This window comes from Methylopila sp. Yamaguchi (assembly GCF_002897035.1).
Lineage (GTDB): Bacteria > Pseudomonadota > Alphaproteobacteria > Rhizobiales > Methylopilaceae > Methylopila.
Map to the genome: position 1 here is coordinate 220233 of NZ_BAUX01000005.1, position 22361 is coordinate 242593.

A 22361-nucleotide genomic window follows, 5' to 3' on the forward strand; every position below is an offset into this window, starting at 1 on the left:
TTTCGCCATGGGATCGCTAAATCGGCGCCGCGTAGCCGCGCTCCGTCAGGAGGCCGTCCAGACGCTGGTCGTAGGCGTCTGTCGGCACGCGCTCCACCTCCTGCGCGGCGAAGGCGAGCCCGACCGCGGTGGTCGGCCGCGCGGCCCTCAGCTTCTCCAGCGTGCGGTCGTAGAAGCCGCCGCCATAGCCGAGGCGGAAGCCGCGGGCGTCGAACGCGGCGAGCGGGGCGAACAGCAGATCGGGCTCCACTTCCTCGGCGGCCTCGCCCGGCTCCAGAAGGCCGAAGCGGCGGGTCTCGAGCGGCTCGCCCGGCGCCCAGGCCCGGAACACGAGCGGCGCCTCCCTGCGCGCGATCACGGGAAGGCAGAGGGAGACGCCCATGGCGTGGAGCCGCGCCATCAGCGGCGCCGTTTCGATCTCGCCGCGGATCGCGACGAACACGGACACGCGCCGCGGCCGCAGACGGCTCACGAGTTCGGCCCCACTCACGGCGACGGCCTCCGCCGCCCGCCCGCGCGCGTCGGGCGGGAGCGCGGCCCGGCGCGCGAGCGTTTGGGCCCGAAGCGCCGCCTTAAGGGCGGCGGGGTCGGTGATCGTCGTCTGTGTCATGCAAGGCGAGAAGCGCGGAGCCGCAGAGGCCGTTGGATGTAAGATCCCGGGACACCTACAAAGTAGGTGGGCGCCGTTGTGACCAAGACCACGGTCGAGACCAGTGACAGCTCCCGTTCGGAATCGTAAGGGCCCGGGGATTCAAGTCTCCTGACGCACCCCGCAGCACCGCATGACCAATGTAGGCGAGCCGAGGCAAAAGCGCCAGTGCCCTCAGTGCGGCGGCAGGCCGAGCGACGCGCGGAGTCGTTGATCGGAATCAGATCAGCGACCGCAGACACTGAGCGAGCCGTATTCGCAGCGCCCTACTCCCGCCGCACGCCGTCCGACAGTTCCTCGGCCAGCCGCTCCAGCCGCTCCGCGGCGGCGGCGATTTCGTTGGCGACGTCGGCGTGACGGCCGTCCAGGGCGGCGCCGGCGTCCGCATGGGCGGCCTTGAGGGCGGCGATCTCGGCTTCGAGCGCGGCCTGGCGCTTCTTGGCCTCGCTCAGTTCGTCCGCCACCATGATAGCGGTCATGATCGAGAGGCGGACGTCGCCGACCTCCCCAAACGTGCCGCGCAGGTTGGAGAACCGGCCGTCGACTTCGCGGCCGAGAGCGAGCAGGTGCTCCTCCTCGCCCTCCCCGCAGGCCATGCGGTAGTCGCGCCCGCCGATCGTGACCTTGACCTGCGCCACCGCGATCAGCCCTCCGTCTCGGCGAGCGCGGCGCGCACCGCCTCGATCGCCGCGTCGATGCGCGTCGCGAGTTCGCGGTCGCCCTCCTCCGCGGCCTCGGCGCGCTGCGCGGCCTGATCGAGCAGCTCCGCGAGGCGCAGACGGTCGTCGGCGAAGGCGCCGAGCTCCTCTTCGCGGGCGCGGGCGGCGTCCGCCGCGTCGAGCGCCCGGCCGACCGCCGCCTCAGCCGCGTCGAGGGCGGCGTCGAGACGTTTCAGCGCGGCGTCCAGCTCGCTCACCTCTAGCTCCCCCGGCGTCGGTCGCGACCAAACGCGAAAGCGTCGATCAGGCAAGACCTTGCCTGTCCGACTTTAAGAGCCGCGTCAAAGTTGCGTCAATCGCGCGCGCCCCGGCGTCCACGGCTTTCGCGGAAACCACGCCGGACGCCGCGTATTGACATGTTTGGGCGCCCCTTTAAACGTCCGGGCGCCCTCGGCGTCCGCCGCAGTTTCGAGGGCGTTGGCGTCTCCCCCCAGGCGCTCGCCCGACGACCGCGCGGCGGGTCGACCCGTCTTTCGTAGGGATCGCTTCGTCCGGCGAAACGTTCTCCGCGAGACAGAACTCAAGGATCGGATCTCCCACGATGACCGACGCGATCGACACCCGCCGGCTGGCGAACGCCATCCGCGCCCTTTCCATGGACGCGGTCGAGAAGGCGAACTCCGGCCATCCCGGCATGCCGATGGGCATGGCGGACGTGGCGACCGTGCTGTTCACCAAGATCCTGAAGTTCGACGCCGCCGACCCGCACTGGTTCGACCGCGACCGGTTCGTGCTCTCCGCCGGCCACGGCTCGATGCTGCTCTATTCGCTCCTGCATCTCACCGGCTCGAAGGAGATGACGATCGAGGAGCTGAAGCGCTTCCGGCAGGTCGGCTCGCGCACGCCGGGTCATCCCGAGCGCGGCCACACCGAGGGCATCGAGACCACGACCGGCCCGCTCGGCGCCGGCATCTCCAACGCCGTCGGCCTCGCGCTGGCCGAGCGCATCCTCGCCGCCCAGTACCCGACGCTGACCGATCACCGCACCTTCGCGATCTGTTCGGACGGCGACCTGATGGAGGGCATCAGCCAGGAGGCGATCGCGATCGCCGGCCATTACAAGCTGAGCAAGCTTGTCTTCCTCTACGACGACAACGGCATCTCGATCGACGGCGAGACCTCGCTGTCCGACTCGGTCGACCAGCTCGCCCGCTTCGAGGCCTGCGGCTGGAACGCGGTCCGCATCGACGGCCATGACGCCGAGGCGATCGAAGCCGCGATCAAGGCGACCGAGGGGGCGGACAAGCCGACGCTCATCGCCTGCAAGACCACGATCGGCTTCGGTGCGCCCAACAAGGGCGGCACCGAAAAGGTCCATGGCTCGCCGCTCGGCGCGGACGAGATCGCCGCCGCCCGCAAGGAGCTCGGCTGGGAGTATCCGCCCTTCGTGATCCCGGACGACGTCAAGCAGGCCTGGGAGAAGGCCGGCTCGCGCGGCGCCGGCCTCCGCGCCGACTGGGAGAAGCGTCTCGCGGCGCTCGGCGCCGAGGAAAAGGCCGAGTTCCTGCGGCGCCAGCGCGCCGAGCTTCCCGCTGGCTTCGCGCAGGCGATGGCCGACTACAAGGCGAAGCTCTACGCCGAGCCCAAGGAGATGGCGACGCGCAAGGCCGGCGAGGCTGCGCTGGCCGTCGTATCGCAGGCCCTGCCGGAGCTGGTCTCCGGCTCCGCGGACCTCACGCCGTCGAACAACACCTTCACCAAGAACATGACGGTGGTCTCCCCCGGGTCCTACGGCGGCACCTTCGTGCACTGGGGCATCCGCGAACACGGCATGGCGGGCGCCATCAACGGCATGGCGATCCACGGCGGACTGCTGCCGGTGGGCTCGACCTTCCTCGTGTTCTCCGACTACTGCCGCCCGCCGCTGCGCCTCGCCGCGCTGATGAAGCTGCGCGTGATCCAGGTGTTCACCCACGACTCGATCGGCGTCGGCGAAGACGGCCCGACCCATCAGCCCGTCGAGCACCTTGCGAGCCTTCGCGCGATCCCGAACCTCAACGTGTTCCGCCCGATGGACACGATCGAGACGGCGGAGGCCTGGGAGCTGGCGGTCTCGAGCCTCGAGCGCCCCAGCCTGCTGGTGCTCACGCGCCAGAACCTGCCGCAGCTCCGGCTCGAAGATAAGGGCAACCTGACCGCCAAGGGCGGCTACGAGCTCGCCGCCGCCGAGGGCGCGGCCAAGGTCAGCCTGTTCGCGACCGGCTCGGAGGTCAGCCTCGCGATGGAGGCCAAGGCCAAGCTCGACGCGGCGGGCCTGCCGACCCGCGTGGTGTCGATCCCCTGCTTCGAGCTGTTCTTCGACCAGCCCGGCGCCTATCGCGCCGAAGTGATCGGCACGGCGCCGGTCAAGATCGCGATCGAGGCCGCGATCAGGCAGGGCTGGGACGCGATCGTCGGCTCCGACGGCGGCTTCGTCGGCATGTCGAGCTTCGGCGAGAGCGGCCCGTACAAGGAAGTCTACGCGCACTTCGGCATCACGACCGAAGCGGTCGTGGCGCTCGCCAACGCGATGGCCGAGGCCGCCGCATAATCACGGGCGTGAATGGCGGCCTACGCCAAAACTCATGCGCATTTTTTCCCGCGAGGCCCCATATAGGGCCCCGCGGCGGCCCGCGGTCCTTACGGATCGCTGGCCTGCATCGATAGGGACGACAGTCGGGGCGTCGGGCGGCGAAGCGCGGCGCGACAGGGAAGGGAAGACACGACAATGGCGGTGAAGGTCGCGATCAACGGCTTCGGGCGCATCGGACGGCTCGTGCTCCGGGCAATCGTCGAGTCCGGGCGCAAGGACATCCAGGTGGTCGCGATCAACGACCTAGGGCCGGTGGAGACCAACGCGCACCTGCTGCGCTATGACTCGGTCCATGGCCGCTTCCCGGCCGAGGTGACCGTCCACGGCGACGTCATCACCGTCGCGGGCCACGGCGACATCAAGGCGACCGCGATCCGCAACCCGGCCGAGCTGCCGCACGCCGAGCTCGGCGTCGACATCGCGCTCGAGTGCACGGGTCTGTTCACGGCGAAGGACAAGGCGGCCGCGCATCTGCAGGCCGGCGCGAAGCGCGTCATCGTCTCGGCTCCCGGCGACGGCGTCGACCTCACGGTCGTGTTCGGCGTCAACGAGGACAAGCTGACGAAGGACCACCTGATCGTCTCGAACGCCTCCTGCACCACGAACTGCCTGGCGCCCGTCGCCAAGGTGCTGAACGACGCGATCGGCATCGACCACGGGTTCATGACGACGATCCATTCCTACACGGGCGACCAACCGACGCTCGACACCATGCACAAGGACCTCTACCGCGCCCGCGCGGCGGCCCTCAGCATGATCCCGACCTCGACCGGCGCCGCGAAGGCCGTCGGCCTCGTGCTGCCGGAGCTCAAGGGCAAGCTCGACGGCGTGTCGATCCGCGTGCCGACCCCGAACGTGTCGGTCATCGACTTCAAGTTCGTCGCCAAGCGCCCGACCACCGTGCAGGAGGTCAACGACGCGGTGAAGGCCGCGGCGGCCGGCAAGCTCAAGGGCATCCTCGATGTGGTCGACGCGCCGCTGGTGTCGTCGGACTTCAACCACAACCCGCACTCGTCGAGCTTCGCCCTCGACCAGACCAAGGTCCTCGAAGGCACCTTCGTGCGCGTGCTGAGCTGGTACGACAACGAGTGGGGCTTCTCGTCCCGCATGTCGGACACGGCCGTCGCGATCGCGAAGTTCCTCTGAGGCCTGACGCGGCCGAAGCGCGGAACCGCGCAGCGCGTGTGCCGGCCTTGAGCCGAGACCCGAGCCGCGAGATTTGAACGTGCGTGACGGCGCCTGAGGGGACATCAGGCGCCGTTTTCTGGGTTCCGGCGCAAGACCGGGACATGTGGTGGGGGACGTAAGCCTGATGACCGACTTCAAGACTCTCGACGACGTCGACGTCGCGGGCAAGCGCGTGCTTGTGCGCGTCGACCTGAACGTCCCCATGGACGGCGACCGCGTCACCGACGACACGCGGCTGCGGGCCATCCAGCCGACCCTGAACGAACTGGCCCAGAAGGGCGCCAAGACCGTTCTGCTCGCCCATTTTGGCCGGCCGAAGGGCAAGCGGGACGAGGCTCAGTCGCTGAAGGTCGTGATCCCGGCGCTCGAGAAAGCGCTGATGCAGGACGTCGGCTTCGTGGACGACTGCGTCGGGGAGGCCGCGGAAGCCGCCGTCGCCCGCATGACCCCCGGCGACGTGCTGCTCTTGGAGAACGTCCGCTTCCACGCCGGCGAGGAGAAGAACGACCCGGCCTTCGCCGCCGATCTCGCAAAGCTCGGCGACATCTACGTCAACGACGCCTTCTCCGCCGCGCACCGCGCGCACGCCTCGACCGAAGGGCTGGCGAAGCTGCTTCCGGCGTACGCCGGCCGATCCATGCAGGCCGAGCTCGACGCGCTGTCCAAGGCGCTCGGCAGCCCGGAGCGGCCGGTGGTCGCGGTCGTCGGCGGCGCCAAGGTCTCGACCAAGCTCGACCTGCTCGGCAACCTCGTCGCCAAGGTCGACCACCTCGTGATCGGCGGCGGCATGGCCAACACCTTCCTCGCGGCCGACGGCGTCGACGTCGGCAAGTCGTTGTGCGAGCGCGACCTGCTCGACACCGCGCGCGACATCAAGGCCAAGGCCGCCGCGGCGGGCTGCCGGATCGTGCTGGCGAGCGACGGACGGCTGTCGAAGGAGTTCAAGGCCCACGCCGAAAACCGCGTCGCCCCTGTCACCGACGTCGCCGCCGACGAGATGATCCTCGACATCGGGCCGGACGGCGTCGCGGAGGTGTCCGCCGTGCTGGAGGCGTCCAAGACGCTGGTGTGGAACGGCCCCTTCGGCGCCTTCGAGATCGCGCCCTTCGACGAAGGCACGGTCGCGGTCGCCCGGAAGGCGGCGGAGTTGACCGAGGAAGGCCGTCTTCTGTCCGTCGCCGGCGGCGGCGACACTGTGGCCGCCCTCAACCACGCGGGGGCCGCGGAGAGCTTCACCTATGTGTCGACGGCGGGCGGCGCCTTCCTCGAATGGCTCGAGGGCAAAGATCTGCCGGGCGTGAAGGCGCTCGCCGCGACAAAATAAGCGTTCTGTTCTATATCAAGCGCAACCTGCGAACCCGGACTTCGAGAGGCCCATGAACGCTCAGACCAAGATCACCCCCGCGACCCATTCGCTCATCACGCCGCGGGTCAAGGAAATCCTGTCCTGGTACGAGAGCGACAACCCGGGCACGAAGGCGAACCTCTACCGCCTGCTGATGACTGGCCGCCTCGCCGGCACCGGCAAGCTGGTGATCCTGCCCGTCGACCAGGGCTTCGAGCACGGCCCGGCGCGCTCCTTCGCGCCGAACCCTGCGGGCTATGACCCGCACTACCACTACCAGCTCGCGATCGACGCCGGCCTCAACGCCTACGCCGCGCCGCTCGGCATGCTGGAGGCGGGCGCCAACACCTTCGCCGGCCAGATCCCGACCATCCTCAAGATGAACAGCGCGAACTCGCTCTCGCGCCTCAACGAGGACGCCGACCAGGCCGTGACTGCGTCGGTCGCCGACGCCGTGCGCCTCGGCTGCTCGGCGATCGGCTTCACGATCTATCCCGGCTCCGACGCGGCCTACGACCAGTTCGAGGAGATCCGCGAGCTGTCGGCCGAAGCCAAGTCGGTCGGCCTCGCGGTGGTGGTGTGGTCCTACGCCCGCGGCGGCACGCTGACGAAGAAGGGCGAGACCGCCGCCGACGTCATCGCCTACGCCGCGCACATGGCGGCGCTTCTCGGCGCGCACATCATCAAGGTGAAGCCGCCGACGGACCACCTCGAGCTCGACGCCGCGAAGAAGGCCTACGAGAAGGCCAAGATTCCGGTCTCGACGCTCACCGAGCGCATCCAGGACGTAGTGAAGAGCTGCTTCGGCGGCCGCCGCATCGTCATCTTCTCGGGCGGCGAAACCAAGAACGACACCAACGCCCTGCTCTCCGAGATCAGCCAGATCGCGGCCGGCGGCGGCTTCGGCTCGATCATGGGCCGCAACGCCTTCCAGCGCCCGCGCGACGAGGCGATCGAGCTGCTCGGCAAGATCATCGACATCTACGCCAAGGCGTGATCGAAACCTGACGCCATCCCGGACGTCGCGGCGCGAGCCGCGGCGGTCCGGGATCGTCGTTTCGGGATGGCTTCCGTCCGTGCGACGATTACGGCTCCGCGCCCGAAGAGGCGCGGTCCGGGATGTCGGCGCCCCGCCCCGCTTTCGCCACGCTCGGGCGTGAGACAGCGTCCACGCCATTCCTCGTCCGTCCGAGCGCCATGACCATTCCCCACCGCACTCGCCTGATGCTCGTGACGCCGGAGCTCGCCGAGACCGAGGCCTTCGCGCCGGTCTTCGCTGCGGCGCTGGCGGCCGGCGACGTCGCCGCGGTCGTCATTCGGCTCGCCGCCGCCGACGACCGCACCCGCATCGCGCGCGCCAAGCCCCTGATCGCGACGGCCCAGGAGGCCGGAGCCGCGGCGCTGCTCGCCGGCGAGGGCGTCGAGGACATCATCGGCAAGGCTGGCGCGGACGGCGTTCATCTCGTGTCCGCGACGCTGCTGCCCGACATGGTCGAACGCTTCAGCCCCGAGAAGATCGTGGGCTTCGCAACTACGCGCTCCCGCGACGCCGCCATGGAGGCGGGCGAGGCCGGGGTGGACTATCTGCTGATCGGCCTCGACGGCGCGGAGCCTTGGGACGCCGACACCATCCGCGACCGCACGGAATGGTGGGCCGAGATCTTCGAGGTGCCCTGCGCCGGGTTCGCCGCCACGATCGACGACGTCGCGGCGATCGCCGCCGCCGGCGCCGAGTTCGTCGCGCTGGGCGACGCCGTGTGGCGCCACGAGGACGGGCCGGCGGCTGGCGTGGCGGCGGCCGGCGCGCAGATCTCGCTCGGCCGGGCCCCGACGCCGTGATCCCCCACGCCGCAGCCCTCGCGGCGCTGCTGGCGGCTTCACTCGGGGCCGTCGGGCCTGCGATCGCGCAGCAAAGACCGCGGGCTGGCGAACTCCCAGCCCCCGCCGAGCTTTCGGTGCCCAGCCTCCGTGACATGATGATCACCACGCCCACCCCCTCGGGCGTGCCGAACGCGCCTGAGGAGAAGAAGGCGCCGGAGCCGCCGGTCGACCCCAACGCCGATCTCGCCTACGGCGCGTTCCAGCGCGGCCATTACATCGCCGCCATGGCGGAGGCGCGCAAACGCGTCGAGGGACGCCGCCTCGACCCCGCCGCCATGACGCTGATCGGCAAGCTCTACGCCGACGGTCTCGGCGTCGGCCGCAACGAGGCCGAGGCCGCGCGCTGGTTCGAACGCGCCGCGGCGCTCGGCGACCGGGAGGCGATGTTCGCGCTCGGTCTCGCGCGGCTCCAGGGCGTCGGCGGCGAGAAGGATCCCAAGGAGGCCGCCGACTGGTTCGCGAAGGCGGGCGAGATCGGCCAGTCCGAAGCGCTCTACAACCTCGGCGTGATGCGCCTGCAGGGCGAAAACGGGCGACCCGACTTCAAGGGCGCCGCCGAGGCCTTCAAGGCCGCGAGCGAGGCGGGCCAAGCCGACGCGCAGTACGCCTACGCCGCGCTCCTGAAGGAGGGCAGCGGCGTCGACAAGAACGTCGAGGAGTCGGTGCTCTGGCTCGGCCGCGCCGCCGCGCAGGACCAGATCGCGGCGCTGGTCGAGTACGGCATCGCGCGCTTCAACGGCTCGGGCGTGGAGAAGGACGAGGCCGACGCCGCCCGGCTGTTCGAACGGGCGGCGGAGCGGGGCAACGCGATCGCCCAGAACCGATTGGCCCGGCTCTACGCTTACGGCCGCGGCGTCGGCCGGGACCCCGCCCGCGCGGCGGCGTGGCATCGTCTCGCCCGCGCTCAGGGCCTGAGCGACGCCTGGCTCGAAGGCTTCGTCCAGACGCTTTCGGAGGCCGACCGGGCTAAGGCCGACGAGCTGTCGAAGCGATGGGAGGCGAGGCTCGGTCCCCTCCCGGCGGCGGAAGCGGCGCTTGCGGGCTCCGGATCCCCCGCCCCCAAACCTTGACGGCGGGCGTCCGCGCGGGCAAACGAGCGCAACCTTTTGCAAACGCCGCGTCCTCTGCGCCGCGGCGCTCGTCCGGAAGACAGCCCCATGAAGATCAACGGCAACCAGATCACCCCCGGCATGGTGCTCGAGCACCAGGGCGGCCTCTGGGCCGCGGTGAAGACCAACGCCGTGAAGCCCGGCAAAGGCGGCGCCTTCAACCAGGTCGAGCTGAAGAACCTGATCGACGGCCGCAAGCTCAACGAGCGCTTCCGGGCCGACGAGACGGTCGAACGCGTCCGCCTCGAGCAGAAGGACTTCCAGTTCCTCTACGCCGAGGGCGACGATCTGGTGTTCATGGACACCAGCACCTACGAACAGATCACGCTGGCGAGCGACTTCGTCGGCGAGCGCGCGGCCTTCCTGCAGGACGGCATGCAGGTGACGGTGGAGATGCACGAGGAGCGTCCCATCGGCATCAAGCTGCCCGACCAGGTGACGCTCGAGATCGTCGAGGCCGATCCCGTGGTGAAGGGCCAGACCGCCGCCTCCTCCTACAAGCCGGCGAAGCTCGAGAACGGGCTGCGCGTGATGGTGCCGCCCTTCATCGGCTCCGGCGAGCGCATCGTGGTCGACACCAACGAGGTGACCTACCTGCGTCGGGCGGACTGAGACGACCAAGCTACGGTTTGCTTGGAACCACTACGTCATGCCCGGCCTTTTGACCGGGCATCAACGACTTTGCCGGCGCCAAGCCCGCTGTCCCAAGTCGTGGATGCCCGCGAGGACGCGGGCATGACGCCGGTGTTTCCGGACTCCCCAAGGAGCCATCATGCCGCTGACGCTTCCCGTTCTCTACGGCTCCGTTCGCACCGAGCGGCAGGGGATCGTGCTCGCCCGCTGGATCGCCGAGGCGCTGCGGGCGCGCGGGCATGACGCGCCTCTGATCGATCCGATGGAGCGGCGCCTGCCGCTGCTCGACCGGATGTACAAGGAATACAAGCCAGAGGAGGCACCGCCCGTGCTGCGGGAGCTCGCCGAGCTCTACGGGCAGGCCGACGGCTTCGTGCTCGTCACGGGCGAATACAACCACGGCGTTCCGCCGGCGCTGAAGAACCTGCTCGACCACTTCCTCGAGGAGTACTTCTGGCGGCCTTCGGCGATCGTCAGCTACTCGGCCGGCGGTTTCGGCGGCGTTCGGGCCGCCATGCAGCTGCGGGCGATCGTCGGCGAACTCGGCATGCCGTCGATCCCTTCGATCTACGCCGTCCCTAAGATCGGCCAGGCCTTCGACGACGCGGGCCGGCCGACGGACGCGAAAGTCGGGACGCGGTTCGACCGCTTCGCCCGAGAACTCGAATGGTACGCCGAAGCGCTGAAGACGAAGCGCGCGGGCGGCGTGCCGTACTGACCTGACCTTCCCAGCGCCCCCTTAGAGGGCGCCGACCTGAAAGCGAATGTCTCCATGGCCCGCTCGCCCGTCCTCAACGTCATGGTCCAGGCCGTCATGAAGGCCGGCCGCTCCATGCGCCGCGACTTCGGCGAGGTCGAGCAGCTGCAGGTCTCGGCGAAAGGTCCAGGCGACTTCGTCACCGCCGCCGACCGCAAGGCCGAGGACATGCTGCGCGCCGAGCTCCAGCGGGTCCGTCCGGGCTACAGCCTCGTGATGGAGGAGAGCGGCGTGATCGAGGGCACCGACCCCGACCACCGCTGGATCGTCGATCCGCTCGACGGCACCACCAACTTCCTGCACGGCATCCCGATCTTCGCGATCTCGGTGGCGCTGGAGCGCGCCGGCCAGCTGGTCGCAGGCGTCGTGTTCAACCCGATCACCGACGAGCTCTTCACCGCCGAGCGCGGCGGCGGCGCCTATCTCAACGACCATCGCCTGCGCGTCGCCGCCCGGCGCGACATCGTCGAGGCCGTGATCGGCTGCGGCGTGCCGCATCTCGGCCGGCCGAAGCACGACCTGTTCCGCGAGGAGCTGTCGCGCGTGCAAGGGCGGGTCTCGGGCGTTCGCCGCTTCGGCGCCGCCTCGCTCGACCTCGCCTATGTCGCCGCCGGCCGTCTCGACGGCTTCTGGGAGCGCGATCTCAAGTCCTGGGACATGGCGGCCGGCATCCTGCTCATCAAGGAAGCCGGGGGCTTCGTGACCGACGCCGCCGGCGGCGACGCGATGCTCACGAGCGGCTCGGTGGTCTGCGGCAACGAGCACATCCATCCCGAGCTGCTCAAGCTCGTGAAGGGCTGAGCGGCGGCGCGGCGATGACCGGCCGGACGACGGAGCCGCTGATCGACCCCGCGACGCTGCCCGATCGCCTGCGCGACGGCCACGTCGTGGTCGGCAACTTCGACGGGGTCCACCGCGGCCACGCCGCGGTGATCGCCCAGGCCGCCGAACCCGCTCACGCCGCAGGCCGCCCCGTGGTGGCGCTGACCTTCGAGCCCCACCCGCGCACCTTCTTCCAGCCGGACCGGCCGCTGTTCCGCCTGACGGACGCGCGCGAAAAGGCGCGGATGCTGGCGCGCGCCGGCGCCGACGCGACCGTCGTGCTGACCTTCGACGAGCGCCTGTCGCAGATCGAGGCGGAGGATTTCGTCGCCGACGTGCTGGCGCGCCGGCTCGGCGCCCACACCGTCGTCGTCGGCTGGGATTTCCATTTTGGCCGCGGCCGGCTGGGCTCGCCCGCCTTTCTCGCGGAAGCCGGGCCCCGGCACGGCATGTTCGTGGAGGTGGTGCCGCCCCACGGCGGCGCGACGCCGGTCTCCTCCAGCGCGATCCGCGACCTCCTGGCGGCCGGAGACCTCGTCGCCGCGAACCGCCTGCTCGGACGCCGCTGGACCGTTGAAACCGAAGTCGTCCACGGCGACAAGCGCGGCCGCGAGCTGGGCTTCCCGACCGCCAACCTCGTGCTGCCGCCGGAGACGCGGCTCGCCTACGGCATCTACGCCGTGCGGGCGCTGGTCGACGGCGCGGTCGTGAACGGCGTCGCGAGCTTCGGCAGCCGCCCGCAGTTCGACGACGGAGCGCCGCGGCTCGAGGTGTTCCTGCTCGACTTCGCCGGCGATCTCTACGGCAAGCGCCTGCGCGTCGAGCTCGTCGCCTGGCAGCGGGCCGAGGCGAAGTTCGAGAGCGTGGAGGCCCTGATCGCCCAGATGGAGCGCGATAAGGCCGAGGCCCGCCGACTTCTGGCGCTGCCGGAAGACCCGCTTGCGCCGAGCGCCCTGACGTGATGCGCCGTCGTTTCGGGCTTACTGGCCGTCATGCCCGGCGAAGCCGGGTATCCACGACTTGGTCGTAGCGCTCGACGCTCAAGTCGTGGATACCCGCGCGAAGGCGCGGGCATGACGGTGAGACCGGCCCTGACCAATTGCACGTCAGGCTCGCTAAGCTCACGTGCGACGTGAATGCGGGTTGCCCCTTCCCGCCCACCCTTCACTTGTCAGCAAGCCCGACCCTGCTACAAGGCGCGCAACCTCTCAACCGCCAAGCCTTGGATCCATGCGCCCGCGTCCGTCTCCGACGTTCCGAATTACCGGCCCGGCCTCCGCCTGAGCCGCGCAGCTCGCGCGTGGCTCACGCGACGGGCCGGGAGACGACACGCCGCCTGACCGACGCCTCACGAGACACCCGGACGCGCCCCAATGCCCTCCGACGTTACGCCCGCCGCCCGCGACTACTCTGAAACCCTGTACCTGCCGCAGACCGATTTCCCCATGCGCGCCGGGCTCCCCCAGAAGGAGCCGGAGCTGCTGAAGCGCTGGGAGCGGATCGGACTCTACGACAGGCTGCGCGCGTCCAGCGCCGGGCGGAAGAAGTACGTCCTGCACGACGGGCCGCCCTACGCCAACGGCCACCTGCACATCGGCCACGCGCTCAACAAGATCCTGAAGGACGTGGTGGTGCGCACCCGCCAGATGGCGGGCTTCGACTCGAACTACGTGCCGGGCTGGGACTGCCACGGCCTGCCGATCGAGTGGAAGGTCGAGGAGGGCTACCGCGCCAAGGGGCTGAACAAGGACGAGGTGCCGGTCATCGAGTTCCGCAGGGAGTGCCGGGAGTACGCGCAGAACTGGATCGGGATCCAGTCCGCGGAGTTCCAGCGCCTCGGCGTCACCGGCGACTGGAAGGACCCCTACACCACCATGAAGTTCTCGGCCGAGGCGCAGATCGCCCGCGAGATCATGACCTTCGCGAAGACCGGCCAGCTCTACCGCGGCTCGAAGCCGGTGATGTGGTCGGTGGTGGAGAAGACCGCGCTCGCCGAGGCCGAGATCGAGTACCAGGAGTTCACGAGCGACACGGTGTTCGTGGCGTTTCCGCTCGACGGGCTGGACGGCGCCTCCGTCGTCATCTGGACGACCACGCCGTGGACGCTGCCGGGCAACCGCGCCGTCGCCTACTCCCAGAAGATCGCCTACGGCCTCTATGAAGTGACCGAGGCCCCCGCGGACAACTGGGCCAAGGTCGGCGCGCGCTATCTGCTGGCGGACGCGCTCGCGGAAGGCGTGATCAAGGCCGCCAAGGTGACCGGCTTCTCCAAGGTCCGCTCGGTCTCGGCCGACGAGCTCCAGGGCCTGGTCGCCGCGCATCCACTGAAAGAGCACGGCTACGACTTCGCCGTTCCTCTGCTCCCTGGCGACCATGTCACCGACGACGCCGGCACGGGCTTCGTGCACACGGCGCCCGGCCACGGCCGCGAGGACTTCGAGCTCTGGATGGAGCATCGCTTCGATTTGGAGAAGCGCGGGATCAGCTCCAAGATCCCCTACACGGTCGACGCCGAGGGCTTCCTCACCAAGGATGCGCCGGGCTTCACCGGCCGCTCCGTCATCACCCATAAGGGCGACAAGGGCGACGCCAACCAGGCGGTGATCGACGCCCTGGTGGCGGCTGGCCGGCTGGTGGCGCGCGGCAAGCTGCGGCACCAGTACCCGCATTCCTGGCGCTCTAAGAAGCCGGTGATCTTCCGCAACACGCCGCAGTGGTTCATCCACATGGACCGCGACATCGCCGGCCCCGCGGACACGCTGCGTTCGCGGGCGCTCGCCGCGATCGAAGCGACGGCGTTCTATCCGCCGCAGGGCAAGAACCGCCTGCGCGGCATGATCGAAGGCCGGCCGGATTGGGTGGTCTCGCGCCAGCGCGCCTGGGGCGTGCCGATCACCGTGTTCGTGCACAAGGAGACCGGCGAGATCCTGCAGGACGAGCGGGTCGACGCCCGCATCGCCGAGGCCTTCGAGGCCGAAGGCGCCGACGCCTGGTTCGCCGACGACGGCTCGCGCTTCCTCGGAAACGACCACGCCCTGTCGGACTACGACAAGGTGCCGGACATCCTCGACGTCTGGTTCGATTCCGGCTCGACCCACGCCTATGTGCTGGACCGCCGGCCCGACCTCAGCCCGAAGCGCGTCGTCGACGGCGGCGAGGACCAGGTGCTCTATCTCGAGGGCTCCGACCAGCACCGCGGCTGGTTCCACTCCTCGCTGCTCGAAAGCTGCGGCACCCGCGGCCGCGCGCCTTACGACGCGCTGCTGACCCACGGCTTCGTGCTCGACGAGCAGGGCCGCAAGATGTCCAAGTCGCTCGGCAACATCGTCGCGCCGCAGAAGATCATCGAACAGTCCGGCGCCGACATCCTGCGCCTCTGGGTCGTGCTGTCGGACTACGCCGACGACCTGCGGATCGGGCAGGAGATCCTGAAGACCGCGACCGACGCCTATCGCAAGCTGCGCAACACGCTGCGCTGGATGCTCGGCGCGCTGGCGCATTTCCACGACGGCGACGTCGTCGCACACGCCGACATGCCGGAGCTGGAGCGCTACGTGCTGCACCGGCTGGCGGAGGTCGACACCGAGGTCGAGGCCGCCTACGAGGCCTTCGACTTCAAGCGCGGCTTCGCGAGCCTGTTCACCTTCCTGACCAACGACCTCTCGGCGTTCTACTTCGACGTCCGCAAGGACGCGCTCTACTGCGACCCGGCGTCGTCGGTGACCCGCCGCGCCTGCCTGACGGTGATTGACCGGGTGTTTCGCACGCTGGTCACGCGGCTCGCGCCGCTGCTGCCGTTCACGGCCGAGGAGACCTGGCTGTCGCGCTTCCCCAGCGAGGACGGCTCCGTCCATCTCGAGCTCTACGCCCTGGCCGACAACGCCTGGCGCGACGAGCCGCTCGCGGCGAAGTGGGAGAACGTCCGCAAGGTCCGACGCGTCGTCACCGGCGCGCTGGAGATCGAGCGCGCGGCCAAGCGCATCGGCTCGTCGCTCGAGGCGGCGCCGGTGGTGCACGTGACCGACCCGGAACTCGCTCTGGCGCTGAAGGGCGTCGACCTCGCCGAGGTCGCGATCACCAGCGCGATCCAAGTCGTCTCGGACGCGGCGCCCACCGACGCCTTCCGTCTGCCCGACGTTCCCGGCGTCGCGGTGGTCTTCGCGCGCGCCGAGGGCCGCAAATGCGCCCGCTCGTGGAAGGTGACGCCCGACGTCGGCGCCGATCCCGACTATCCCGACGTCACCCCGCGCGACGCCCAGGCTCTGCGCGAATGGGACGCCGCGCGGAGCCGCGCGGCGTGAGCGGATGTTCGTCATCCCGGAAGCCGAAGGCCGCGCCGGGATCGCTGAGAGACATCGGCGCATGATTCTGGTTGCGATCCCGGCTCTGCCAGGCTGCGCCGCTCCGGCCGGGACAACGGCGAGGGCCCACCCATGACCCTCGCCTCCCCCGCCCGCCGCGCCTACCTCGTCGCCCTCGTGGTCTTCGTGCTCGACCAAGCGCTGAAGCTCTGGGCGCTGTTCGTGTTCGACCTCGCCGCCAAGGGCCGCGTCGCCGTGGCGCCGCTGTTCGACCTCGTGCTCGTCTGGAACACCGGCGTCTCCTATGGCCTGCTGCAGCAGGACAGCGATTTTGGCCGCTGGGCGCTGGTCGCGCTCCACGTGGTCGCCTCGATCGCGATCACGATCTGGATAGCGCGCGAGAAGGACGCGCTGTCCGCCTGGGCGCTCGCGCTCATCCTCGGCGGGGCGGTCGGCAACGGGGTCGACCGCGTCGCCTACGGCGCCGTGGTCGATTACGCGCTGCTGCATTGGGGCGAGGTCACCTGGTACGTGTTCAACCTGGCCGACGCGGCCATCGTTGCGGGGGTCCTGCTGCTTCTGTATGGTGCGCTCCGCGGCTCGAAGGGCGCCACGGGGGTAAGCTCGTAGAGCGTCACGTCCTTTGGACGGGAGCCGCCCGGGTCTCGGCTGCAAGGACACGTCGATGAAGCGTCAGATCAAAGCCCTCGTCGCGCCGGTCGCGTTTGCGATCGCTGCGGTCGGCGCGGCTCATCCCGCCCAGGCGGCGGACGACATGGGCTCCAACCCCATCACCGAGCTGTTCGACGCGTTCGGCATGGGCGACAAGGAAAAGCCCGAGATCGACTACCGCGAGCGTCCGGCGCTGGTGCCGCCGCCGGCGGTTAGCCAGCTGCCCCCGCCGCAGGCGAAGGGCGCCGTCGCCCAGTCGACCGGCCAGTGGCCGCTCGACCCCGACGCCGAGCGACGCGCCCAGCGCAAGGCGCTCGCCGACGTGCCGCGCACCGAAGAGCGGGATTACCTGCTCGATCGCAATTCGCGCATCTCGCCGAGCGAACTGAACCGCAAGCGCACGGCAGAGCCGGACGCCGCGGGCGTCGCAGGCTACTCCTCGCCGACCTACGACAACACGATCGACCGGCTGAGCCCGAGCGAACTCAAGGCGCGCAAGACGCAGACCGCCGAGGCGGTTCCCGCCGGAACCGAGCCGAAGCGCGCCCGGCTGACCGATCCGCCCTCGGGCTACCGCACCCCGGCCTCGACCGCGCCCTATAAGGCGCCGGAGGCCGAGGCGTCCTGGTACAAGAAGATCAATCCGTTCTCGAGCGAGGGCCACTGAGGCTCTTGTCGTCCCGACGCAAAAAGGCCGGCCGCTCCCGCGCGCCGGCCTTTTTGTTACGGCGATTTAACCGCCTCATCGGGTCGTGACCTCGGCCTCCGCTCGTGGCGGATCGCCAGTTCGTCTATATATGCAAGCGACGCGCGCGCGTCGCCGCGCTCTCACGCGGCCAACTCGCGCGCCGGACGCCTAATCTTCCCGGCCGCTTCGCCCCACAAAGGACGCCGCCCGCCTGATGACCGGCCCACGCCCGTTCACCCGTTTCTTCGGAGGTTTCGCCGCACCCATGGCCGCCGCAACGCTCGTCGCCTCCCTCGCCGGGCTCCAGCCCTCCGCCGCCGCGGCGGATCCCGCCCGCGCGTCCGGGCCGGAGGTCTCGACCTTCGCGCTCCCCAACGGCCTCGAGGTGGTGGTGATCCCCGACCACCGGACTCCCGTCGTCACGCACATGGTCTGGTACAAGGTCGGCTCGGCGGACGAGCCCGCGGGCGTCTCCGGCATCGCGCACTTCCTCGAGCACCTGATGTTCAAGGGCACGGCGAAGCATCCCGCCGGCCAGTTCTCGAAGGTGGTCGCCGAACTCGGCGGCCAGGAGAACGCCTTCACGTCCTACGACTACACGGCCTATTTCCAGCGCGTCGCCAAGGAGCACCTCAAGGAGGTGATGTCCTTCGAGGCCGACCGCATGACCGGGCTGCAGCTCACCGACGAGGTGGTGAATCCGGAGCGCGACGTGATCCTCGAGGAACGCCGCTCGCGCGTCGACGGCGATCCTTCGTCTCAGCTGTCCGAGGCCGTCGCCGCGGCGCTGTTCGTGAACCACCCCTACGGCACGCCCATCATCGGCTGGGAGCATGAGATGGAGACGCTGTCCCGCGCGGACGCGATCGCCTTCTACGAGCGCTTCTACACGCCGAACAACGCCATCCTGGTGGTCGCGGGCGACGTGGAGCCGGCCGAGGTCAGGGCCATGGCCGGGGAGACCTACGGCAAGGCGCCCCGCCGCGCGGACTCCGGCGCGCGCAAGCGTCCGACCGAGCCCGAGCCGCGCGCGGCGCGCCGCGTCACGCTGTCCGATCCGCGGGTGACGCAGCCCTCGATCTCGAAGCAGTTCCTTGCGCCCTCCTACGAGACCGCGAAGGCCGACGAGGCCTATGCGCTCGATCTCCTGGCGCAGCTGCTCGGCGGCGGCCCCACCAGCCGCCTCTACAAGGCGCTCGTCGTGGAGAAGGGCGTCGCCGCCAACGCCGGCGCCTGGTACCAGGGCGACGCGCTCGACGACGGCCGCTTCGCGGTCTACGGCAGCCCGCGCGGCGGCGCCTCGCTTAAGGAGATCGAGGCCGCTCTCGACGAGGAGATCGCCAGGATCGTGGCCGAGGGCCCGACGCCTGAGGAGCTCGTCCGCGCCAAGACCCGACTCGTCGCGGACACGATCTACGCCCAGGACAACCAGGCGACTCTCGCCCGTATCTACGGCGCGTCCCTCGCCACCGGCGGCACGGTCGCCGAGGTGCAGGGCTGGCCCGACAAGATCCGCGCCGTGACCGCCGATCAGGTGCGGGACGCCGCGCGCGCCGTGCTGCAGCCGCGCCGCGCCGTCACCGGCGAGCTTCTGACCGCAAAGCCTGCCGCCGTTCCCGCCACCGCCGAGAAGGCGGCGCCGGGGGCGCGCCCGTGACGGGCGGCCTCCCCGCCCCTCGCCCGTCCCGCCGCCTGTCCGGAGTTTTCGCCGCCGTCATGACCGCCGCCGCCATCGCCCTGCCGACCGCCCCCGCCCGCGCCACCGACATCCAGCGGGTCAAAACGCCCGCGGGCGCGGAGGCCTGGCTCGTCGAGGAGAACACGGTCCCGGTGGTCGCCGTCGAGCTCGCCTTCAAGGGCGGCGCGGCGCAGGACCCCGCGGGCAAGGCCGGCCTCGCCCACCTGATGTCGGCGCTACTCGACGAGGGCGCGGGCGACCTCGATTCCGAGGCTTTTCAGCAGACGCTTGAAGACAAGGCGATCGAGCTCAACTTCTCCTCGAACCGCGACGGCGTGACCGCGAGCCTGCGCACGCTGCCCGAGAACATCGATGAGGCGTTCCGGCTGCTCGGCCTCGCGCTGGCCAAGCCGCGCTTCGAGACCGCGGACGTCGATCGCATGCGCGGCCAGCTGTCCGCGCAGATCCGCCGCGCCGCGCTCGATCCCGACGACATGGCCGGCCGCACCTTCTTCTCGGAGGCCTTCCCTGGCCATCCCTACGGCGTCCCCCCGCGCGGCACCATCGAGACCCTGGGCGCGATCAGCCGCGACGACCTCGTCGCCGGCCACGCGCGCCTGATCGCACGCGACAACGTCGCGATCGGCGTCGTCGGCGCGATCACGCCCGAACGCCTCGCCGGGCTGATCGACGGCGTGCTCTCCGGTCTCCCCGCGAAGGCCGGCCTCGTCCCGGTTCCGACCGTGCAGCCGGCGGGCGTCGGCCGCACCGAGGTGGTCGAGCTGGACGTGCCGCAGACCTCCATCATCTTCGGCCGCGCCGGGCCGCTGCGGAACGACGACGACTTCATCCCGGCCTATGTGGTCAACCACATCCTCGGCGGCGGGTCGTTCTCGTCGCGGCTGTTCACCGAGGTGCGCGAGAAGCGTGGCCTCGCCTACGGCGTCTACAGCTACCTCGCGCCCTACGACCATGCCGGCCTGGTGCTCGGCGGCGTCGCGACCCGGAACGACCGCGCCGGGCAGTCGGTGGACCTGATCCGCGCCGAGATCGCCCGGATCGCCAAGGAGGGGCCGACGGCGCAGGAGCTGGCCAGCGCCAAGAAGTACCTGATCGGCTCCTACGCGCTCCGCTTCGACACCTCGGCCAAGATCGCGAACCAGCTGGTCCAGCTGCAGCTCGACGACCTCGGCATCGACTACATCACCCGCCGCAACGCGCTGGTGGAGGCCGTCACGCCCGAGCAGGTCAAGACCGCCGCCGCGAAGCTGTTCGGGGACGGCTCGCTGCTGATCATCGCGGTCGGCAAGCCGCAGGGCCTCGGCGACGTCAACGTGCGCGCGCCGGAGGCCGCCCCCGCCACCCCCGGCGCTCCCGGCTGAGGGCGTCGCCCACCGCGCGCGGCGCCGCGGGCGATGCTAGACTGACGGCCCGACTCGCGAGCCGTCTCACCTGATGCCTGTCCGCCTCCTCACCGACACGGTCGCGAACCGGATCGCCGCCGGCGAGGTGGTCGAGCGTCCCGCCTCTGTGGTGAAGGAGCTCGCCGAGAACGCGCTCGACGCCGGCGCGCGGCGGATCGAGGTCGTGCTCGAGGGCGGCGGCGCCCGCCTCATCCGCGTCTCGGACGACGGCTGCGGCATGGACCGCGACGACCTCGTCCTTGCGGTCGAGCGTTTCGCCACGTCGAAGATCTCGAGCGACGACGACCTCGCCGGGGTCGTCACCATGGGCTTCCGCGGCGAGGCGCTGCCGTCGATCGGCGCCATCGCCCGGCTCGAGATCGCGACCCGCACGGCGCACGCGCCGCACGGCTGGCGGCTGACGGTCGAGGGCGGCGCGAAGGGCGAGGTCGAGCCCGCGGCGCTGCCGCACGGCACGCGCATCGAAGTCCGCGACCTCTTCTTCGCCACGCCCGCCCGCGCCAAGTTCCTGAAGTCGGAGCGCGCGGAGGCGCAGGCCGCGGCCGAGGTGGTGCGGCGGCTGGCGCTCGCCGCCCCCCAGGTCGACTTCACCCTGGTGCTGGCCGAGCGCACGCTGCGCTTTCCGGCCGTGGCGCCTGACGCCGCGGGCTTCGCGGAACGCCTTGCGCAGGTGCTCGGGGCCGAGGTGGCGGAGGCCGTCATCCCGATCGACAGCCTGCGCGAGAGCGCCCGCCTGCTGGGCCATGTCGGCCTCAGCCATCTGCACCGGGCGACCGCGGGCGCGATCTACCTCTCGGTCAACGGCCGCCCGGTCCGCGACCGCCTGCTCGTCGGCGCGCTCAAGGCCGCCTACCAGGACGTCATGCCGCGCGACCGCCATCCCGTGGCGGCGCTCGACGTGCGGGTCGGCCCCGGCGAGGTCGACGTCAACGTGCACCCCGCCAAGGCCGAGGTGCGCTTCCGTGATTCCGGCCTGATCCGGGCGCTGCTGGTCTCGACGGTGCGGGCGGCGCTCGCCTCCCACGGCCCGGCGCCTTACGCCGCCGGCGGCGCCGAGATCGCCCGCTTCGTCGCCCGCGCGCCTGCGCAGGCGCCCGCCTATCGGCCGAGCGCGACCGTCGCCCCGCGCTGGAGCCCGCCCGCCCGCGGCTACGGCGAAAGCGCGCAGGCGGCGTTCTCGGTCGACCTCGTCGACCTCCCGCCGCAGGCCGCGCCGCATGTGGCCGACGCCGCGCCAGACGGCGCCCGCGACCGCCCGCTGGGCGCCGCCAAGGCCCACCTCCACGACACCTACGTGCTGGCCGAGACCCGCGACGGGGTGGTGCTCGTCGACGCCCACGCCGCGCATGAGCGGCTCGTCTACGAGGAGCTGAAGCGGCTGCGCGCGACCTCGGGCGTGCCCCGGCAGGAGCTGCTGGTCCCCGACGTGGTCGACCTCGACCCGGCCGACGCCGAGCGCGTGCTGGCGCACGCGGAGACGCTGGCGACGCTCGGCCTCGGCGTCGAAGGCTTCGGCCCCGGCGCGCTCCTGGTGCGCGCGACGCCAGCCCCGCTTGGCCCCTGCGACGGCGCCGCCCTGCTCCGGGACGTGGCGGAGGCGCTCGCGGAAGGCGACGCCGAGGCCGCGCCGCTCGCCCGCAGGCTCGACCACATCCTCGCGACCGTCGCCTGCCACGGCTCGGTGCGCTCGGGCCGCAAGCTCAAACCCGACGAGATGAACGCGCTGCTGCGCGCGATCGAGGCCGAGCCCGCCGCCTCCACCTGCAACCACGGCCGACCGACCTTCGTGCGGCTCTCGACGGCCGACCTCGAAAAGCTGTTCGGGCGGCGCTGACGTACACGTGACGCCGGCCGGCTGCGGCGGGGGCTCGAGCCACGGTTGATCGACCGGGCGGCGGCGGCGAGCATCGACCTCCGCGATTC

19 protein-coding genes and 1 other RNA gene are annotated in these 22361 nt (G+C 70.7%); 16 read left to right on the forward strand and 4 right to left on the reverse strand.

The features are described 5' to 3' along the window. Window positions 1-16: 16 nt before the first annotated feature. The 4 genes from METY_RS08150 to METY_RS08160 all read right to left on the reverse strand — a co-directional run bounded on the left by METY_RS08150 (window position 17) and on the right by METY_RS08160 (window position 1565). Window positions 17-610, reverse strand: coding sequence for a 5-formyltetrahydrofolate cyclo-ligase (locus tag METY_RS08150; protein ID WP_103120876.1), 594 nt, complete (start codon window positions 608-610; stop codon window positions 17-19). A gap of 13 nt (window positions 611-623) precedes the next feature. Continuing rightward, a non-coding RNA gene (ssrS, locus tag METY_RS21765) (6S RNA) lies at window positions 624-782 on the reverse strand. A 133-nt stretch (window positions 783-915) separates the two neighbouring features. Continuing rightward, a complete protein-coding gene (locus tag METY_RS08155) occupies window positions 916-1287 on the reverse strand; it encodes a cell division protein ZapA (protein ID WP_103120877.1) in 372 nt (123 codons plus the stop codon). 5 nt (window positions 1288-1292) lie between these two features. Then, window positions 1293-1565 carry a DUF4164 family protein gene (locus METY_RS08160; RefSeq protein ID WP_103120878.1) on the reverse strand — a complete coding sequence of 91 codons (273 nt, stop codon included), beginning with the start codon at window positions 1563-1565 and terminating at the stop codon, window positions 1293-1295. 344 nt (window positions 1566-1909) lie between these two features. Between METY_RS08160 and tkt the strand changes: the two genes are divergently transcribed. The 16 genes from tkt to mutL all read left to right on the forward strand — a co-directional run bounded on the left by tkt (window position 1910) and on the right by mutL (window position 22272). Beyond that, complete coding sequence (gene tkt, locus METY_RS08165) at window positions 1910-3898, forward strand: transketolase (protein WP_103120879.1); 1989 nt, start codon at window positions 1910-1912, stop codon at window positions 3896-3898. A 177-nt stretch (window positions 3899-4075) separates the two neighbouring features. Further along, complete coding sequence (gene gap / locus METY_RS08170) at window positions 4076-5086, forward strand: type I glyceraldehyde-3-phosphate dehydrogenase (RefSeq protein WP_103120880.1); 1011 nt, start codon at window positions 4076-4078, stop codon at window positions 5084-5086. Between the two features lie 166 nt (window positions 5087-5252). After that, entirely contained in the window at window positions 5253-6452 is a 1200-nt protein-coding gene (locus METY_RS08175; protein WP_103120881.1) for a phosphoglycerate kinase, read from the forward strand. A gap of 52 nt (window positions 6453-6504) precedes the next feature. Beyond that, window positions 6505-7470 carry a class I fructose-bisphosphate aldolase gene (locus METY_RS08180; protein WP_103120882.1) on the forward strand — a complete coding sequence of 322 codons (966 nt, stop codon included), beginning with the start codon at window positions 6505-6507 and terminating at the stop codon, window positions 7468-7470. Window positions 7471-7670: 200 nt separating this feature from the next. Then, the gene (locus METY_RS08185) at window positions 7671-8312 is read left to right on the forward strand and encodes a thiamine phosphate synthase (protein ID WP_103120883.1); all 642 of its coding nucleotides are present in this window, start codon (window positions 7671-7673) and stop codon (window positions 8310-8312) included. Between the two features lie 116 nt (window positions 8313-8428). Further along, complete coding sequence (locus METY_RS08190) at window positions 8429-9424, forward strand: tetratricopeptide repeat protein (RefSeq protein WP_244593569.1); 996 nt, start codon at window positions 8429-8431, stop codon at window positions 9422-9424. Window positions 9425-9511: 87 nt separating this feature from the next. Continuing rightward, complete coding sequence (gene efp, locus METY_RS08195) at window positions 9512-10075, forward strand: elongation factor P (protein WP_103120884.1); 564 nt, start codon at window positions 9512-9514, stop codon at window positions 10073-10075. Between the two features lie 160 nt (window positions 10076-10235). Continuing rightward, window positions 10236-10814, forward strand: a complete 579-nt coding sequence (locus METY_RS08200; protein ID WP_103120885.1) for an NADPH-dependent FMN reductase — start codon at window positions 10236-10238, stop codon at window positions 10812-10814. A gap of 54 nt (window positions 10815-10868) precedes the next feature. Then, a complete protein-coding gene (locus METY_RS08205) occupies window positions 10869-11654 on the forward strand; it encodes an inositol monophosphatase family protein (protein WP_103120886.1) in 786 nt (261 codons plus the stop codon). Window positions 11655-11668: 14 nt separating this feature from the next. Beyond that, the gene (locus METY_RS08210) at window positions 11669-12637 is read left to right on the forward strand and encodes a bifunctional riboflavin kinase/FAD synthetase (protein WP_103120887.1); all 969 of its coding nucleotides are present in this window, start codon (window positions 11669-11671) and stop codon (window positions 12635-12637) included. A 411-nt stretch (window positions 12638-13048) separates the two neighbouring features. Then, window positions 13049-15976 carry an isoleucine--tRNA ligase gene (gene ileS / locus METY_RS08215; protein ID WP_103120888.1) on the forward strand — a complete coding sequence of 976 codons (2928 nt, stop codon included), beginning with the start codon at window positions 13049-13051 and terminating at the stop codon, window positions 15974-15976. 132 nt (window positions 15977-16108) lie between these two features. Beyond that, complete coding sequence (gene lspA / locus METY_RS08220) at window positions 16109-16606, forward strand: signal peptidase II (RefSeq protein ID WP_103120889.1); 498 nt, start codon at window positions 16109-16111, stop codon at window positions 16604-16606. A gap of 55 nt (window positions 16607-16661) precedes the next feature. Continuing rightward, complete coding sequence (locus METY_RS08225; RefSeq protein WP_103120890.1) at window positions 16662-17315, forward strand: hypothetical protein; 654 nt, start codon at window positions 16662-16664, stop codon at window positions 17313-17315. A gap of 286 nt (window positions 17316-17601) precedes the next feature. Further along, complete coding sequence (locus METY_RS08230) at window positions 17602-18993, forward strand: M16 family metallopeptidase (protein ID WP_103120891.1); 1392 nt, start codon at window positions 17602-17604, stop codon at window positions 18991-18993. A 59-nt stretch (window positions 18994-19052) separates the two neighbouring features. Continuing rightward, window positions 19053-20396, forward strand: a complete 1344-nt coding sequence (locus METY_RS08235) for a M16 family metallopeptidase (protein WP_103120892.1) — start codon at window positions 19053-19055, stop codon at window positions 20394-20396. A gap of 73 nt (window positions 20397-20469) precedes the next feature. Continuing rightward, on the forward strand, window positions 20470-22272 hold the full coding sequence (gene mutL / locus METY_RS08240; RefSeq protein WP_103120893.1) for a DNA mismatch repair endonuclease MutL: 1803 nt from the start codon (window positions 20470-20472) through the stop codon (window positions 22270-22272). Window positions 22273-22361 lie beyond the last annotated feature (89 nt).

Bases quoted from the DNA above. Each gene is read 5' to 3' on its own strand.
- METY_RS08230 (WP_103120891.1), top strand. From the start codon at position 17,602: ATGGCCGCCGCAACGCTCGTCGCCTCCCTCGCCGGGCTCCAGCCCTCC.
- METY_RS08180 (WP_103120882.1), top strand. From the start codon at position 6,505: ATGAACGCTCAGACCAAGATCACCCCCGCGACCCATTCGCTCATCACG.
- ileS (WP_103120888.1), top strand. From the start codon at position 13,049: ATGCCCTCCGACGTTACGCCCGCCGCCCGCGACTACTCTGAAACCCTG.
- gap (WP_103120880.1), top strand. From the start codon at position 4,076: ATGGCGGTGAAGGTCGCGATCAACGGCTTCGGGCGCATCGGACGGCTC.
- METY_RS08200 (WP_103120885.1), top strand. From the start codon at position 10,236: ATGCCGCTGACGCTTCCCGTTCTCTACGGCTCCGTTCGCACCGAGCGG.
- efp (WP_103120884.1), top strand. From the start codon at position 9,512: ATGAAGATCAACGGCAACCAGATCACCCCCGGCATGGTGCTCGAGCAC.
- METY_RS08225 (WP_103120890.1), top strand. From the start codon at position 16,662: ATGAAGCGTCAGATCAAAGCCCTCGTCGCGCCGGTCGCGTTTGCGATC.
- mutL (WP_103120893.1), top strand. From the start codon at position 20,470: ATGCCTGTCCGCCTCCTCACCGACACGGTCGCGAACCGGATCGCCGCC.
- METY_RS08205 (WP_103120886.1), top strand. From the start codon at position 10,869: ATGGCCCGCTCGCCCGTCCTCAACGTCATGGTCCAGGCCGTCATGAAG.
- METY_RS08150 (WP_103120876.1), bottom strand. From the start codon at position 610: ATGACACAGACGACGATCACCGACCCCGCCGCCCTTAAGGCGGCGCTT.
- tkt (WP_103120879.1), top strand. From the start codon at position 1,910: ATGACCGACGCGATCGACACCCGCCGGCTGGCGAACGCCATCCGCGCC.
- METY_RS08175 (WP_103120881.1), top strand. From the start codon at position 5,253: ATGACCGACTTCAAGACTCTCGACGACGTCGACGTCGCGGGCAAGCGC.
- METY_RS08185 (WP_103120883.1), top strand. From the start codon at position 7,671: ATGACCATTCCCCACCGCACTCGCCTGATGCTCGTGACGCCGGAGCTC.
- lspA (WP_103120889.1), top strand. From the start codon at position 16,109: ATGACCCTCGCCTCCCCCGCCCGCCGCGCCTACCTCGTCGCCCTCGTG.
- METY_RS08235 (WP_103120892.1), top strand. From the start codon at position 19,053: ATGACCGCCGCCGCCATCGCCCTGCCGACCGCCCCCGCCCGCGCCACC.
- METY_RS08210 (WP_103120887.1), top strand. From the start codon at position 11,669: ATGACCGGCCGGACGACGGAGCCGCTGATCGACCCCGCGACGCTGCCC.